A 15,420-nucleotide genomic window follows, 5' to 3' on the forward strand; every position below is an offset into this window, starting at 1 on the left:
GTGATTACTCATCGGTCGGATCCTTCCTCATCGTTCGTCAGCACCTGAAGCCGAAACTGATCAACACCAGTCAGGTGAGCACGGCTGGTATCCCTCGACAATGTAGGGACTGGGGCCGGTGATGGTGGTGGCGTGACTGCCGGTCGTTGCTTGGCCTGAGCCCGAACAGCTGTCAGCTGGTGTTTGATCGCGGTATAGCTGATCGGTCGGCGCTCATCGGCGCACAATGTTTGGCAGGCCTGTTCCAGCAAGGGCCGGTTGTCGCCCTTGCCCAGGGAAAGGATATTCATGCAGGCCCTGAACCCTTGGGCCTCGATCTTCTTGGCATCCAGCAGCCGGGTGAGGGCATCAACCGTGTTCGGTCCCGTCTTCGCGGCTTGGCGGAGGAAGTAGCCGCGAGTCCACAACCCCGCCGTCTGGCCTTGAGAGGCTGGAGCATGGTCGGCATCGGTGACATACGAATGCTTCTTCGTCACCACTCGGTGGCTGGCGATGATGTCACCGCCGGCGAGGATGTCGAGTCGGGTACCGATGATGCGCACATCCACGGTGGTGCCGACGAAGGCAGCGGGCACGGAGTATTTGATGGTCTCAACCTGGATGTGCCAGTCGCGGGAGACTTTCGCCTTCTTCCAGCTCACGTCCTGCCAGGGCTGGTCGGGCAGGCCGAGCAGGTCGCCGGCTTCACCGTCGGTGAACCAGTCCCGCCGGGATTTCGGCTGGCTGCGGAACGGGGTGCGGTCGTTGATCCATTCCACCCGGTCGGCGACAGCCGCGTTGAGGTCATCGATATCAGCAAAGTGTCGGTCGGCGAGGTAGTGGATGATCCAGTTCGTGACGATCTTGACGCCGGATTCGACGTTGGCTTTCTCCTTCGGTTTATAGGCCCGCGTGGGTACGGCTGCGGTGTTGTAGTGCTCGAGGAACCCGGCGTAGGAGGCGTTGACGTCGCGGGTCTTGTCGTACTTGCTGATCTGGTTCGACGCTGTTGACGCATTGTCGGGGATGATGACCTGAGCCACGCCGCCGAAGTATTCGAAGGCACGTCTGTGGGCATCGCACCAGGCAGAAAGTTTCTCATCGAGGCACCCGTAGGCGAAGAGCATTCCCGAATACGGCAGTGTGGCCACGAAGATCGAGACCTTCGTAGCTGCGCGGGTGATCGGGTCGGTGATCCACATCGGGGTTCCTGCCCAGTCGACTTGCATCGTATGCCCCGGGATGTGGGTGATCGGGCTGGTGAGGTCGTGGGTGCGCACGTGTTCGGCAATGATCTGGCAGAACCGTTCATACCTGTAATGCCGCGCCGACGGAGTGGGAGCTGGAGTGTTGAGGTAGCGGGCCCACAACACTTTCAATGGTGGCTTCTTCCGCCCAATGCGAGCGTTGATGACGGCATCGACATCGATCGGGACGAAGTCCCCGTCGGTGCTTCTGCGGCCGTCGGTGAACAACCGATCAAGGTCGTCGACGGTAAGGGCATCGACTTGGTCCTTCGTCGTCAACGCTTCGTTCTTGACGATCGTGTGGGCCTTCGCGATCGCGCGGTGCGAGCATTGCGCCATCGCTTCGATCTGTCTGTAGGAGTATCCCTGAACGATCAGGGAGAGAATAAGCCGGTAGTCGGCCATGAGCAGGATTCCTTTCACTGATCACGACTTCACTGTCGTGGGTGAAAGCAATCCTGCTCTACTGCTACCGGGTACTTACATAGCTGCTACCACTTCGTTACACAGGTGCTACCGAATGGCGCTTCCCTACACCAAAACGGCAAGCCAACAGTCTGGAACTCAAGTCCTGAAGCATTGTCAAGCAGTGATTGGATGCGAATGTGGGGAAAGCTGAGCGAAAGTCTGCATATGCAAAACCCGTGGGATCATTCTAGGGACTTAACGGCCGACCTCGGTTTCGCCAGGGATGTTCACCTGAGTTCCACAACTTTAGTGCCCCGCAAAACGGTCCGGCAGTAGCTCACCCGCGATTTTTCTCGCTTCCCCGGTGACCTCTGGGTCGAAGGTGATGTCCTGCCCACCCACGCGGCCGGTGAACTCCCGCAGCGGCCGCAACGATGTGATGATCTTCTTCAGCGACGCCCCAGTCGTGTCCTGCATGAACCTCGATATGGCCAACGCGGTGAACACGACTGTCAAGTGCGCCTCGATCGCATCTCTGGTGCGGTGGAAGATCGGCCTGGCTCGTAGGTCGGTCTTCGACATCTGTCAAGTCCCGGGTTTTCTGGAGGCTGAACGTTCGTTCAGTTATTAGGCCGCCGAAGTCTGCAGGCTCGTGTAGTGGGCTGCTTCGATCTCGGCGGGAGTCTGATAGTCAAGCATCGAATGCAACCGTTCGGTGTTGAACCAATGCACCCACTCAGCCGTCGCGGCCTCGAGATCGTTGCGACCGGACCAGGGGCCGTCGGTGAAGACGAGTTCGTATTTGTATAACGAGTTCAGCGCTTCGGCCATGGCATTGTCGTAACTATCGCCGATCGATCCCACCGACGCCACTGCCTCGGCCTCAGCCAGTGCCTGGGTGTAGCGCAGAGCCCGATACTGCACCCCTCTGTCCGAGTGGTGGGTCAGCCCTACAACGTCGTGACCTGCACGTTTACGGCCCCATATGCCCATATTCAAAGCATCGAGAGCCAGATCGGTATACATTCGCGTCGAGGTCTGCCAGCCGATGATCATTCGAGAGAATACGTCGAGGACGAACGCGACGTAAACGAAGCCGGCCTCAGTGGGAACGTAGGTCAGATCCGCGACCCAGAGACGGTTCGGCTCCGCAGCGGTGAAGTTACGTTTGACGAGGTCAGCCGGTCGTTTCGTCTCGGGACCGGGCTTCGTCGTCCGCGGGAACTTCCCTCTCACAACACCCCGGATGCCCAACTCATTGCACAATCTCTCGACCGTGCACCGGGCCACGGGGCCGTAGGTCCTTGTGAGTTCGGCGTGGATCTTGCGGATGCCGTAGACCTTGTTGCGGCGGTGAGTGTGGATAGCCATGATCCTTTCTTTGAGCACCGCATCTCGCTGGGCTCGAGCGCTGACCGGACGGGTCTTGAAGGCATAGTACGTTGATGGGGCGATGCTCAGGCCCAGGTCCTGGCGCAGGACCTGACAGATCGGTTCGATTCCCCACCTGTGCTTGTTCTCGTCGATGAAGGCGACGATTACTTCTGTAGGCGGTCGAACTCCGCCTTGCCGAAAAACGCGGTCGCTGATCGGAGGATGTCGTTGGACTTCCGCAGCTCCCGGTTCTCCTTCTCCAGCCGCCGGATCCGTGCCTGGACGTCCTCGGTCTCGACGGGCAGGTTGGCTGCTTCGGCTTTCTTGACCCAGTTGCGCAGGGCTTCCTTGTTCACATCGGTCTGCTCGGCAATGCGGGCGATGGCACCGTTTCGAGTCTCTGGGTCGGCGCGGGCCTCGAGAGCCAGTCGAGTGGCTCTCTCACGTACTTCTGGTGGATATTTCGAGGTAGGCATGATGAGTTGAGGGTAGTCCTTTCTTGGGTAACCGCACACCCTCCATCAAACCAAGGACGAATCAATCCGGAAAGACTGCTCGACATGCCACAGGTCGTGATAGCTGCCGATGACCTCGGCCGCAGGCATGGTCCCGACGGGAATGTTCGTCACGTAGCCTTTGAACCCTGTCAGCTTCATCGCCCGCTCATAAGCCTTCTCATCGAAGGCTTTCTCCTCATCAGTGACCTTGACGAACCGAGCCTTCTTCGCCGGCTTGTCACCGTCGATGATCGCCAATGCCCGGTTGCGCTGCAGGTTCAGCGTCTGCTCATCACGCATCGCCCGTTTGCGCCGGTACTGCCACACCACTCGCCACGCATGAGGATGCTCTTTCGCTGACCAGACGGGTTCGCGTCTCTTCTTCACCCGCTCAGGATCAAGCCGCTTGGTTCCTTTCGGGGTGATCGTGTCGATGATCTGCCCGTCCTCGGCGTACTCACCATTCCACCGAAAATGCGTCGCCAGATCGTGTGGAGCTTTCGTCTGCCTCGACCCGACGATGAACCGCAGCCCAGCGTCATCGAGTTCTTTGAGGTTCTTTGCCGACAGCATTCCGGCGTCGGCGGCGACGACCATGTCTGTCACCTGGTGGCGTTCTTGGAAGGCTTTGATCACGGGAATGAGCGTGTGGGTCTCTGCTTTCGATCCTTCGAAGCAGCCGATCTCTAACGGGAATCCGGTCCGATCGACGAGGAGTCCAACAACGATCTGCGGGTCCACGCGGCGTTCTTTGGAGTACCCGACCTGACGCAGAGAATCTTCCTTCTCAGCCTCGAAATACAGTGTCGTGACGTCATACAGCAGCAGACTGATGCCGGTGGTGGCGATGCTGTGGGCGAAGCATTTCTCGGCGATCTTGTCCCGGTAGTCGCGTTCGTTGGCCCGAACCAGACAGTTGAGGAACGTGTTGTGGTGCGGTGGCTCGATACCGAGCTCGGCAAGGACACGGAGACTGTCGGCTTTCGATGTCGGCTCAACCAGCCGTGCCAGCACGAGGTGAAAGAAGGCGTTGTCGTTGACCACCTCGTCGAAACCGAGTCTCTTCCACGACTCGGCGATGGCATCGATGAGGACGGAAGACCGTGATCCCACCACAGTTCGGGCCCGCGGTGGCACGGCAGCATCGGTAGGTAGGCCCAGCTCAAGTTCGAGTTGTTCGGCCGCCCCGTAGTCGGCGAGCCCTTCTTCGCCGGCAGCGAGCAGAGCCGCTAGTTCTGCTTCTGTATGAGCGGATCCGAGGTGTTCAAGGACGGTGACTTTCCCACGGTGTTTGCGCACGATCTGCACGGCTGTGGCCCCGGACCCGGTGGTGACTTTCCGCAGACGAGGCGACATAGCCCCATCGTAGACAGCCAATTAGTGTCCCACCAACAGAATTCCCGGCCTTGTGACCAGCACAAACACGAACGGAATCGCGAAATCAGCGCCTAGTTGTGGAAGTCAGGTTCTAGGGACTTAACGGCCGACCTCGGTTTCGCCAGGGATGTTCATTCAAAACTCGTTGCCACGTTGAGTTCTCACGTAGTCAAAATCGCAGGCGGTAATCAACTTGTGATGGCGAGATTTTGGGCTTCGCCTATCCAAGTCTATGTTTTTGAATCTGTGGAGGAGTAGGGCAAGCGTCCTGCCGAAAGTTTCGCTTCACATGGGCTCGGTGGGTGTCCAGGTCCTGAGAATCGGAAGCTGAACACCCACTTCATCGCTTCGTCGTATAGAGCAGAAGTCACACCGTCAGCACAACCTTGCCGGTCGTCTTGCGCCCTTCCAGCGCCCGATGAGCGTCCGCTGCATCAGCCAACGCGAACGTCGCACCGACGCGGAAGTTCAACCAGCCGTGTTCGATGCCGTTGAAGAGCATTGCAGAGCGCTTCGCCAACTCCTCCGAGCTGCGGACGAACCATGCCAGCGACGGGCGAGAGAGGAAGATTCCGCCCGAGGAGTTGAGGCGCTGGATGTCGAACGGCGGCACCTGGCCCGACGCCCCACCGAAGAGGACCATCGACCCCAACGGTTTGATCGATGCCAGCGACGCATCGAACGTGTCCTTCCCGACTCCGTCATAGGCGACGTCGACACCCTCGCCGTCGGTGAGCTCCCTGACCTTCGCCGTGATGTCGACGCCCTCGCCGTAGAGGAACACGTCATCGGCACCGGCCTTGCGCGCCAGCTCCGCCTTCTCCTCGGTGCTCACCGTCGAGATGACATTGCCGCCCAGGTGTTTGACGATCTGGGTCAGCAGTAGACCGACGCCACCGGCACCGGCGTGCACAAGTGCCGTCTGACCCGGCTTGATCTCATGCGAACTTGTCGCCAGGTACTGCGCGGTCAGCCCCTGCAGCGGCATCGCGGCAGCCACCTCGGCGCTCACGGCCTCCGGCACGCGCAGGAGGTTATCCGTGTTCACGACGACCTGGGTCGCATACGACCCCGGCGCTTCATGCCAGGCGACGCGGTCGCCGACGGAGAAGCTTTCGACGCCCTCGCCGACTTCGGCGATCCTGCCCGTGCCCTCGGAGCCGACGATGTGCGGGTACTCCATCGGGTACACACCCGAACGACGATACGTGTCGATGAAGTTCACGCCCGCAGCATCGACGTCGACGAGCACCTCACCGGGCCCGGCAACAGGGGTCTCCACCTCACCGAACTCGAGGACCTCGGGTCCACCGGCTTCCATCGCACGAACTGCCTGGGTCATGACGCCTCCTGCATATAATTTAATGTGCTGGTATAGTTATACATATGAACGATTTCAGTGTTGCCGTCTCCGGTGCCACCGGATACGCCGGGGGAGAGGTCCTCCGGCTGCTGAGCACTCACCCCCATCTGAACGTCACAACGGTGTGCGGACACTCTTCCGTGGGCGAGACACTCGGCCGACATCAACCCCATCTTCCCCGATTCTCCGAACTTGTGGTCCAAGAGTCCACCGCCGAGGTGCTCGCCGGCCACGATGTCGTCGTCCTCGCACTGCCGCACGGCCAGTCCGGGGCGATCTCCGCCGAGCTCGAGAAGACGAGCCCGAACACCCTCATCGTCGACCTCGCCGCCGACCACCGACTCATCAGTGCGGCCGCCTGGGAGAAGTTCTACGGCTCCGACCACCAGGGCACCTGGACCTACGGTCTGCCCGAACTGCTCACCGCCGACGGCACGAAGCAGCGCGAAGCACTGGCTGACACGAAGCGCATCGCCGTGCCCGGCTGCAACGTCACCGCCGTGACCCTCGGCCTCGCGCCGCTCATCCAGGCAGGCCTCGCAGCTCCTGCCGGTCTCAACGCCGTGCTCGCCAACGGGGTCTCCGGAGCGGGCAAAGCCCTCAAGCCGCATCTGATCGCGGCCGAAGTCCTCGGCGCCGCCTCGCCCTACGGCACGGGCGGCACCCACCGGCATGTGCCCGAGATCGAACAGAACCTCAACGGCGTCCTCGGCGCCGATGCCGCCGAGGGGCCGACGCGGATCTCCTTCACCCCGACACTCGTGCCCATGGCCCGGGGGATCCTCGCGACCATCACCGCCGACCTCGGAGAGGCCGCACCACGCACCGCCGGAGGACTCCTCGACGCCGCAGCGCTGGGGGACCAGCTGAGCCGAACGTTCGCCCAGGCCTACGGTGACGAACCCTTCGTCCGGCTCCTGCCCGAGGGCCAATGGCCCCACACCTCGGCGACGGCGGGCTCGAATATGGCTCACATCCAGTTCACCGTCGACGAACGCGCAAACAAGATCCTCGTCGTCGTGGCCTTGGACAACCTCGTCCGCGGCACCGCCGGACAGGCCCTCCAGTCTATCCACCTCGCCCTCGGTCTCGACGAGACCACCGCACTTCCCCTTGAAGGAGTCGCCCCATGAGCGTGACCGCACCACTTGGATTCAGTGCCGCAGGACTGACCGCCGGACTCAAACCCTCCGGTACGAAAGACCTCTCACTCGTCATCAACACCGGACCGTCCGACGCCGTCGCCGCCGTCTACACGTCCAACCGGTGCAAGGCCAACCCGGTCCTGTGGTCCCAGAAGGCCTCGGCCGACGGACACGCCCGCGCCGTCGTCCTCAACTCCGGGGGAGCGAACTGCTACACCGGCGACTTCGGGTATGAGACCACGACCCTGACCGCCCAAACCACCGCCGAAGCCCTCACCGCCGCCGGCACCGACACGAAGCCTGAGGACATCCTCGTCTGCTCCACCGGACTCATCGGCGTCGGCGGACAGGGCTTCCGCGACGCGATCCTCAGCCACCTCCCACCGCTCGTCGCGGCCACCGACACCACGGTCGAAGCCGGACAGGACGCCGCCGAAGCGATCATGACCACCGACACCGTGGCGAAGACCGCCAGCCGCGAATCGACTGCCGGGTACACGATCGGCGGCATGGCCAAGGGCGCAGGCATGCTCGCCCCGGGACTGGCGACCATGCTCGTCGTCATCAACACCGACGCGAAGGTCGACCAGCCTGCCCTCGACCAGGCACTGCGGGCGGCGACGAACCAGAGCTTCGACCGTCTCGACACCGACGGATGCATGTCGACGAACGACACCGTCATCCTCATGTCCTCAGGAGCCCACGACGCTGCGGTCGACACGCAAGAGTTCACGAGCCTGCTGCGCGAGGTCTGCCTCGACCTCATGCACCAACTCCACGTCGACGCCGAAGGCGCCCACCACGACATCGCGATCACCACCCGCGGTGCCGCGTCCGAGGCCGACGCCGTCGAGGTCTCCCGCTCGGTGGCCCGCTCGGCCCTGTTCAAGGCCGCGATCTTCGGCGAGGACCCGAACTGGGGCCGCGTCGTCGCCCAGGTCGGCACCACCGCAGCAGCCTTCGACCCCACCGCCATCGACGTCACGATCAACGGCGTCCAGGTCTGCAAAGCCTCAGGACCCTATGAGGACCCGGAACGCGTGACCTTCGAACGCAGCGTCGACGTCGTCATCGACCTCCACGCCGGGACCGACACCGCCACCGTGTGGACCTCGGATCTGACCCATGACTACGTCGAAGAGAACAGCGCCTACTCCTCATGAACAACCCGCACGATATGTCCACGAAGTCCACGGCCGCCCGGCTCGCCGCCGCCCAGGTCAAGGCCGAAGCCCTGACCGAAGCGCTGCCGTGGATCAAGACCTTCTCCGGCGCCACGATCGTCATCAAATACGGCGGCAACGCCATGGTCTCCCCGGAGCTACAGCAGTCCTTCGCCGATGACATCGCCTTCCTCCGCTTCGCCGGCATCCGCCCCGTCGTCGTCCACGGCGGCGGGCCCCAGATCTCGGCGATGCTCGAACGTCTCGGCATAGAATCCGAGTTCAAGGCCGGACAGCGAGTGACGACCGAAGAAGCCGCCGAGGTCATCCGCATGGTCCTGTCCGGCCAGGTCAACCGCGACATCGTCTCCCGCATCAACCAGAACGGCAACGCCGCGATCGGCCTGTCCGGTGAAGACGCGGACCTGCTGCTGGCACACAAGACCGGCGCCGAGGTGAACGGCGAGGTCATCGACCTCGGCCGGGTGGGCGAGATTGCGAAGGTCAACACCACCGTGATCACCGAACTCCTCGACGACGGGCGGGTACCGGTCATCTGCTCGATCGCCTCGGAGTTAGGCGGACAGGCCGGGAAACCGCTGAACATCAACGCCGATCTGGCCGCCTCGGCGGTGGCGAAGGCGCTCAAAGCGGACAAACTCATCATGCTCACCGATGTGCCCGGCCTCTACGCGAACTGGCCCGACACGTCCTCGCTCATCTCACGCATCGGCCCGAAGAAGCTGCGCGAACTCCTGCCCTCCCTCGACGCGGGGATGATCCCGAAGATGACCGCCGCACTCGAGGCGATCGAGAACGGAGTGCAGCAGGCCCACATCATCGACGGCCGGATGGCGCATTCGCTGCTGCTCGAAGTCTTCACCTCCGAGGGCATCGGCACCATGGTCGAAGACACCGTCGTCGAACCCGCACCGCTGGGCGACGGGCACAAGGCAACCACGGAGGACGTCCATGACTGACACACACGCACAGACGAAACCGGCCGGCCCGGCCGCGAACGAACAGGCCGGGGATCAGGCACAGACCTGGCGCGACGACTTCTCCCGCGTCCTGTCCCCGGTCTTCGGCTCACCCCAGCTCGACCTCGTCCGCGGTGAGGGCTCCTATGTCTGGGACGCATCGGGCAAGAAGTACCTCGACCTGCTCGCCGGCATCGCCGTCAACGCACTCGGCCACGCCCACCCGGCCTGGACAGCCGCGATCGCCGAGCAGGCGAGCACGCTCGGCCACATCTCGAACTTCTTCACCTCACCGGCCCAGATCGGCCTGGCCGAGAAGCTGCACCAGATCCTCGACCTGCCGGACGGATCCGCCGTGTTCTTCTCGAACTCCGGCACCGAGGCGAACGAGGCGGCGTTCAAGATGGCCCGCCGCGCCGGGGGAGGGGGCCGCCCGTTCATCATCGCCATCGACGGGGCCTTCCACGGCCGGACGATGGGCTCGCTGGCACTGACTGCGAAGGCCGCCTACCGCGATCCCTTCGCTCCCGGAGTGCCCGGAGTCGTCCACGTCCCCTATGGCGACACTCAGGCGCTCGAGGCGGCCCTCAACGAGAACACCGCGGCCGTGTTCATCGAACCCGTCCAGGGTGAGGTCGGTGTGCGCACACACCCGACCGGCTACCTCACCGCCGTCCGCGAACTCACCACGAAATTCGGGGCCCTCATGGTCCTCGACGAAGTCCAGTCGGGCATCGGCCGCACCGGCTACTGGTTCGCCCACCAGGATCCGGAGATCGGCGAGGGCGTGACCCCGGACATCATCACCTCGGCGAAGGGCCTCGGCGGCGGCATGCCGATCGGGGCCACCATCACCGTGGGAGATTCGAACACGAAGCTGCTCGAGGCCGGTCAGCACGGCACGACATTCGGCGGCAACCCCTTATCCTGCGCGGCCGGACTCGCCGTGCTCGAGACCATCGAGAAGGACAACGTGCTCGCCCACGTCGCGCAGGTCAGCGACTGGCTGAAGACCCAGCTGGCCGAGGTCGACGGGATCGGAGAGATCACGGGCAAGGGACTGCTGCTCGGGCTCGAGCTCACGAGCGACGGTTCGACCGGCGCTGCCGACGGTCAGGGCGCCGGCGAGGGCGCGGTCCCGGATTCGAAGGCCGTGGCCGCCCGCGCCCTCGAGGCCGGGTTCATCATCAACCCCGTCGCGCCCGGGCGTCTGCGCCTGGCCCCACCGCTGACCATCACCACCGAGGAACTCGCCCCGTTCATCGCTGCCCTGCCCGGCCTCATTGCCGGCTGAGCTCACCCGAACTCTCGAAGGATCATCATGACACGCCATTTCCTCAAGGACTCCGACCTCGGCCCGGCAGAACTGGGCAGGGTCCTCGACCTCGCCGTCGAACTCAAGGCCGCCCCCTACTCGCGGACCCCGCTGGCCGGGCCGCAGACAGCGGCGGTCATCTTCGACAAGACCTCGACACGGACCCGGGTGTCGTTCGCCGCCGGCATCGCCGCACTCGGCGGGCAGCCGCTGATCATCAACCCCGGTGAGGCCCAGCTCGGGCACAAGGAATCCATCGCCGACACCGCCGAGGTGATGTCGCGGATGGTCTCTGCCATCATCTGGCGCACCTACTCCCAGGCCGGGCTCGTCGAGATGGCCGAGTACTCGTCCGTGCCCGTCATCAACGCCCTGTCCGATGACTTCCACCCCTGCCAGATCCTGGCCGATCTGCTGACCATCCGCGAACACCGCGGCGACATCGCCGGCCAGACCATGGCCTACTTCGGCGACGGGGCGAACAATATGGCCAACTCCTATGCCCTCGGCGGCGTCAACGCCGGCATGCACGTGCGCATCGCCGCACCGGCCGGCCACCAGCCGGCGCCCGCAGTGATCGCCGAGGCCGAAGCCCTGTCCACCCAGACCGGAGGATCGCTGACAGTCACCGACGATCCGGTCGCCGCCGCGAACGGTGCCGATGTGCTCGTCACCGACACCTGGGTATCGATGGGCCAGGACGCCGCCGGCCGCGACGACGAGGCCTCACCGTTTATGCCCTTCCAGGTCAATCAGGACCTCATGGATGCGGGCAACGACCCGATCTTCCTCCACTGCCTGCCCGCCTACCGCGGCAAGGAGGTCACGGCCGAGGTCATCGACGGACCCGCCTCGGTGGTCTTCGACGAGGCCGAGAACCGTCTGCACGCGCAGAAGGCCCTCATGACCTACCTGTTGGAGCGATGATGGCCGAGACGAACAGTCCCGCCTCGGCGAATTCCGCGCCGCTGACGAAGACCGCCCGGCAGCAGAAGATCATCGATCTCATCACCCGCCAATCCGTGCGAAGCCAGATCGAACTCGCCGAGGCGCTGGCGACCTCGGGCATCACCGTCACCCAGGCGACCCTGTCGCGCGACCTCGCCGAGGTGGGGGCCGTGAAGATCCGCACGACCACCGGATCCGTCTACGCCGTCCCCGGTGAGGGCGGCGACCGGTCCCTGCAGCAGTCGACCGGTGACAGCCTCGACGCGAAGCTGCCGAGACTGCTCGAAGAGCTGCTCGTCTCCGCCGCCGCCCAGGACAACACCGTCGTGCTGCGCACCCCGCCGGGGGCCGCGCAGTACCTGGCCTCGGCGATCGATCGATCCTCGACCCTCGGTGTCTTCGGCACCATCGCCGGAGACGATACGGTCCTCGTCATCGCCGAGGCGGCCGTCGGAGGTCAGGCCCTGGCCGAGACCTTCCTCGAATTCGCCGCCGGCGGTCTGGCCGAAGGCTGAGCGACCTCGGCGCCGGCTGAGACCTGGAACAATGACAACGAAGAACGAACGCACCGGCGCCTCGGCACGGTTAAGAAAGGACGATCTGTGAGCGAACGACTGAGCCTGTGGGGCGGACGATTCTCCGACGGGCCCGCCGATGCCCTGGCCGCACTGAGCAAGTCGACGGACTTCGACTGGCGGTTGGCGAAGTACGACATCGCCGGGTCGAAGGCGCATGCGAAGGTCCTCCACAACGCCAAGCTGCTCACCGACGAGGAGCTGGCCGGAATGCACGAGGCGTTGGACGAGCTGCTGAGGCGGGTCGAGACCGGTGAGTATGTGGCCGCCGAATCCGATGAGGATGTGCACTCCTCGCTCGAGCGCGGACTCATCGAGATCGCCGGACCCGAACTCGGCGGCAAACTGCGGGCCGGACGGTCCCGCAACGACCAGATCGCGACCATGGGGCGGATGTATCTGCGCGATCATTCCCGTGAGATCGCCGGGCTCGTCCTCGACACCGTCGAGGTGCTCATCGCCCAGGCCGAAGCCCACCCGGAGGCACCCATGCCCGGGCGCACCCACCTCCAGCACGCCCAGCCCGTGCTGCTGGCCCACCATCTGCTCGCCCACGCGTGGCCGCTGCTGCGGGATGTCGCCCGGTTCGTCGACTTCGACGCCCGTGCCGGAGTCTCCGCCTACGGTTCGGGAGCCCTGGCCGGATCGTCGCTGGGACTCGACCCGCAGGCCGTGGCCGCCGACCTCGGGTTCAACGACTCGGTCGAGAACTCGATCGACGGCACCGCCAGCCGCGATGTCTTCGCCGAATACCAGTTCATCACCACGATGATCGGCATCGACCTCTCCCGCCTGTCCGAGGAAGTCATCGCCTGGGCGACGAAGGAGTTCTCATTCGTCACCCTCCACGACGCCTACTCGACCGGGTCGTCGATCATGCCGCAGAAGAAGAACCCCGATATCGCCGAGCTCACTCGCGGCAAGTCCGGCCGCCTCATCGGTGACCTCACCGGGCTGCTCTCAACCCTCAAGGCGCTGCCGCTGGCGTACAACCGTGATCTGCAGGAGGACAAGGAACCGGTCTTCGACGCCACCGACACCCTCGAGCTGCTGCTTCCGGCATTCACCGGCATGATCGCGACCCTCGAATTCGACACCGAGCGCATGGCGCACCTGGCGCCGCGCGGATTCGCGCTGGCCACCGACATCGCCGAATGGCTCGTGCGTGCCGGCGTGCCCTTTCGCGTGGCCCACGAGCTCTCGGGCGCATGCGTGCAGCTGGCCGAGTCTCGCGACGTCGAACTCTGGGACCTGACTGACGAGGACTTCGCCGGCATCTCCGAACACCTCACGCCGGAGGTGCGTGAGGTGCTCACGACTCTGGGTTCGATCGACTCCCGCAACGCCAAGGGCGGTACCGCTCGGTCGGCTGTCGACCAGCAGATCGCCAACGCCAAGGCCGAGGTGGACCGGCTGCGCGAATTCGCGGGGTCGGCCCGGAGCGTGTGAGGGTAGCGGCCGAACTCAGGCCGACGACTGCCGGGTCATGACGCCATCGACTCAGAAGCCGTCGTGCCTGACGCTCCATCTCGGTCACCGCAGAACGGTCAGCCGACAAGAGGACTGCTCCAGTCGCGATCCGCGGGCACAACCACCTCGGCGACACCGTAGAATTGACTCCGTCGGTGCCGCACCGACACAGCACACAGTTTCGAAAGGACCGAAGTGACCGACATATTCAGCGAACTCAAAGCCCGCGGGCTCGTCGCGGTTTCGACCGACGAGGCCGCCCTCCAGAAAGCACTGGACACCGAGTCGCTGACCTATTATGTCGGTTTCGATCCGACGGCGCCGAGCCTGCACATGGGCAACCTCGTGCAGCTGCTGACCGCCGCCCGCCTGCAGCAGGCCGGGCACAATCCGCTCGCTCTCGTCGGCGGCGCCACCGGCCTCATCGGCGATCCGCGGATGTCGGGGGAGCGGACTCTCAATCCGCGCGAGGTCGTCGAGGAATGGCTGGCGAAGATCCGGGTCCAGGTCGAGAAGTTCCTCGACTTCGACGGCCCCCATGCTGCCAAGATCGTCAACAACCTCGACTGGACCTCGCAGCTCTCGGCGATCGACTTCCTCCGCGACATCGGAAAGCACTTCCCGGTCAACCGGATGCTGGCCAAGGAATCCGTTTCCGCTCGTCTCAACAGCGAGGCCGGGATCTCCTTCACGGAGTTCTCGTACCAGGTCATGCAGGGCAATGACTACCTCGAGCTCTACCGTCGCTACGGCTGCACCCTGCAGACCGGCGGCTCCGACCAGTGGGGCAACCTCACCTCCGGCGTCGACCTCATCCGTCGGGTCGAGCAGGAGTCCGTGCACGCACTGGCCACCCCGCTGATCACGAAGGCCGACGGCACGAAGTTCGGCAAGACCGAATCCGGCACGGTATGGCTCGACTCGACCCTGACCAGCCCGTACGCCTTCAGCCAGTTCTGGCTCAACGCCGACGACCGCGATGTGGTGAAGTACCTCAAGGTGTTCTCGCTGCGGTCGTTGGAAGAGATCGACGCGATCGCCGCCGAATTCAATGCTGCCCCGCACACCCGTGTGGCGCAGAAGGCCCTCGCCGAGGATGTCACCACCCTCGTCCACGGCCGCCAAGCGTACGAGCAGGCCATCGCCGCGGCCTCCGCGCTCTTCGGTGGCGGAGAACTCGCCGGTCTCGACGCCTCGACCCTGGGCGCGGCCACCTCAGAGCTGCCGCGCGGTGACGTCAGCGCGACCCAGCTCTCCGACGGCCTGCCCGTGGCCGATGCCTTCGTCACCGCCGGCATCGTCAAGTCCAAGGGTGAGGCCCGCCGTGCCATCAGGGACGGAGGCGCCTACGTCAACAACGTCAAGGTCACCGCGGAAGACCAGGCTCTGACCGCCGCCGAGGTGCTCCCCACCGAAGCCGGGGGAGTGATCCTCCTGCGCCGGGGAAAGAAGACCCTGGGAGCCGTCGACATCGTCGGCTGAGCGAGCCCGATCTGCACCGACGACACCGTGTCCTGGCCACTCTGCAGGACACGGTGTCGTCGCATTCACCACCATTGGTCAGACGTGATCGTCGGTA

13 protein-coding genes, 1 pseudogene and 1 other annotated feature are annotated in these 15,420 nt (G+C 64.3%); of the genes and pseudogenes, 8 read left to right on the forward strand and 6 right to left on the reverse strand.

The features are described 5' to 3' along the window. Nucleotides 1-8: 8 nt before the first annotated feature. The 6 genes and pseudogenes from istA to IG171_RS04880 all read right to left on the reverse strand — a co-directional run bounded on the left by istA (nt 9) and on the right by IG171_RS04880 (nt 6,224). On the reverse strand, nt 9-1,631 hold the full coding sequence (gene istA / locus IG171_RS04855; RefSeq protein WP_212130290.1) for an IS21 family transposase: 1,623 nt from the start codon (nt 1,629-1,631) through the stop codon (nt 9-11). Between the two features lie 309 nt (nt 1,632-1,940). After that, a pseudogene (locus IG171_RS04860) lies at nt 1,941-2,219 on the reverse strand (IS1634 family transposase); the annotation flags it as partial. A 42-nt stretch (nt 2,220-2,261) separates the two neighbouring features. After that, a complete protein-coding gene (locus IG171_RS04865) occupies nt 2,262-3,224 on the reverse strand; it encodes an IS3 family transposase (RefSeq protein WP_349252154.1) in 963 nt (320 codons plus the stop codon). Further along, nucleotides 3,083-3,215: a sequence feature (AL1L pseudoknot), on the reverse strand. Its footprint overlaps the gene before it by 133 nt. Continuing rightward, a complete protein-coding gene (locus tag IG171_RS04870) occupies nt 3,173-3,484 on the reverse strand; it encodes a transposase (protein WP_212127336.1) in 312 nt (103 codons plus the stop codon). Before IG171_RS04870 ends, IG171_RS04865 begins: the two co-directional genes overlap by 52 nt. A gap of 45 nt (nt 3,485-3,529) precedes the next feature. Continuing rightward, entirely contained in the window at nt 3,530-4,861 is a 1,332-nt protein-coding gene (locus IG171_RS04875) for an IS1634 family transposase (protein WP_249203587.1), read from the reverse strand. Between the two features lie 388 nt (nt 4,862-5,249). After that, the gene (locus IG171_RS04880; protein WP_212130291.1) at nt 5,250-6,224 is read right to left on the reverse strand and encodes a quinone oxidoreductase; all 975 of its coding nucleotides are present in this window, start codon (nt 6,222-6,224) and stop codon (nt 5,250-5,252) included. 44 nt (nt 6,225-6,268) lie between these two features. On the opposite strand from IG171_RS04880, the gene argC reads away from it, so the two are divergent. The 8 genes from argC (at nt 6,269) to tyrS (ending at nt 15,323) form a co-directional block, all read left to right on the forward strand. Continuing rightward, on the forward strand, nt 6,269-7,378 hold the full coding sequence (gene argC, locus IG171_RS04885; RefSeq protein ID WP_212130292.1) for an N-acetyl-gamma-glutamyl-phosphate reductase: 1,110 nt from the start codon (nt 6,269-6,271) through the stop codon (nt 7,376-7,378). Next, nucleotides 7,375-8,553 (forward strand): bifunctional glutamate N-acetyltransferase/amino-acid acetyltransferase ArgJ, encoded by a 1,179-nt coding sequence (gene argJ / locus IG171_RS04890; protein ID WP_212130293.1) that lies wholly within the window; start codon nt 7,375-7,377, stop codon nt 8,551-8,553. Before argC ends, argJ begins: the two co-directional genes overlap by 4 nt. After that, entirely contained in the window at nt 8,550-9,533 is a 984-nt protein-coding gene (gene argB, locus IG171_RS04895; RefSeq protein ID WP_249204070.1) for an acetylglutamate kinase, read from the forward strand. Before argJ ends, argB begins: the two co-directional genes overlap by 4 nt. Beyond that, the gene (locus tag IG171_RS04900) at nt 9,526-10,827 is read left to right on the forward strand and encodes an acetylornithine transaminase (RefSeq protein ID WP_212130294.1); all 1,302 of its coding nucleotides are present in this window, start codon (nt 9,526-9,528) and stop codon (nt 10,825-10,827) included. The genes argB and IG171_RS04900 overlap by 8 nt, the downstream gene beginning before the upstream one ends. Nucleotides 10,828-10,854: 27 nt before the next feature. Continuing rightward, nucleotides 10,855-11,775, forward strand: coding sequence for an ornithine carbamoyltransferase (gene argF / locus IG171_RS04905; RefSeq protein ID WP_212130296.1), 921 nt, complete (start codon nt 10,855-10,857; stop codon nt 11,773-11,775). Continuing rightward, on the forward strand, nt 11,775-12,311 hold the full coding sequence (locus IG171_RS04910) for an arginine repressor (protein ID WP_212131539.1): 537 nt from the start codon (nt 11,775-11,777) through the stop codon (nt 12,309-12,311). The genes argF and IG171_RS04910 overlap by 1 nt, the downstream gene beginning before the upstream one ends. Before the next feature lie 87 nt (nt 12,312-12,398). Then, entirely contained in the window at nt 12,399-13,820 is a 1,422-nt protein-coding gene (argH, locus tag IG171_RS04915; protein ID WP_212130298.1) for an argininosuccinate lyase, read from the forward strand. Between the two features lie 216 nt (nt 13,821-14,036). Then, nucleotides 14,037-15,323, forward strand: coding sequence for a tyrosine--tRNA ligase (gene tyrS / locus IG171_RS04920; protein ID WP_212130300.1), 1,287 nt, complete (start codon nt 14,037-14,039; stop codon nt 15,321-15,323). The last annotated feature ends 97 nt before the right edge of the window (nt 15,324-15,420 follow it).

The sequence above is a fragment of the Brevibacterium sp. SMBL_HHYL_HB1 genome, assembly GCF_018208375.1.
GTDB classification, from domain to species: Bacteria; Actinomycetota; Actinomycetes; order Actinomycetales; family Brevibacteriaceae; genus Brevibacterium; species Brevibacterium intestinavium.

Coding starts and splice junctions, on each gene's coding strand:
- IG171_RS04910 (WP_212131539.1), top strand. CDS start 11,775: ATGGCCGAGACGAACAGTCCCGCCTCGGCGAATTCCGCGCCGCTGACG.
- IG171_RS04880 (WP_212130291.1), bottom strand. CDS start 6,224: ATGACCCAGGCAGTTCGTGCGATGGAAGCCGGTGGACCCGAGGTCCTC.
- argF (WP_212130296.1), top strand. CDS start 10,855: ATGACACGCCATTTCCTCAAGGACTCCGACCTCGGCCCGGCAGAACTG.
- IG171_RS04900 (WP_212130294.1), top strand. CDS start 9,526: ATGACTGACACACACGCACAGACGAAACCGGCCGGCCCGGCCGCGAAC.
- argB (WP_249204070.1), top strand. CDS start 8,550: ATGAACAACCCGCACGATATGTCCACGAAGTCCACGGCCGCCCGGCTC.
- IG171_RS04875 (WP_249203587.1), bottom strand. CDS start 4,861: ATGTCGCCTCGTCTGCGGAAAGTCACCACCGGGTCCGGGGCCACAGCC.
- argJ (WP_212130293.1), top strand. CDS start 7,375: ATGAGCGTGACCGCACCACTTGGATTCAGTGCCGCAGGACTGACCGCC.
- argC (WP_212130292.1), top strand. CDS start 6,269: ATGAACGATTTCAGTGTTGCCGTCTCCGGTGCCACCGGATACGCCGGG.
- istA (WP_212130290.1), bottom strand. CDS start 1,631: ATGGCCGACTACCGGCTTATTCTCTCCCTGATCGTTCAGGGATACTCC.
- IG171_RS04870 (WP_212127336.1), bottom strand. CDS start 3,484: ATGCCTACCTCGAAATATCCACCAGAAGTACGTGAGAGAGCCACTCGA.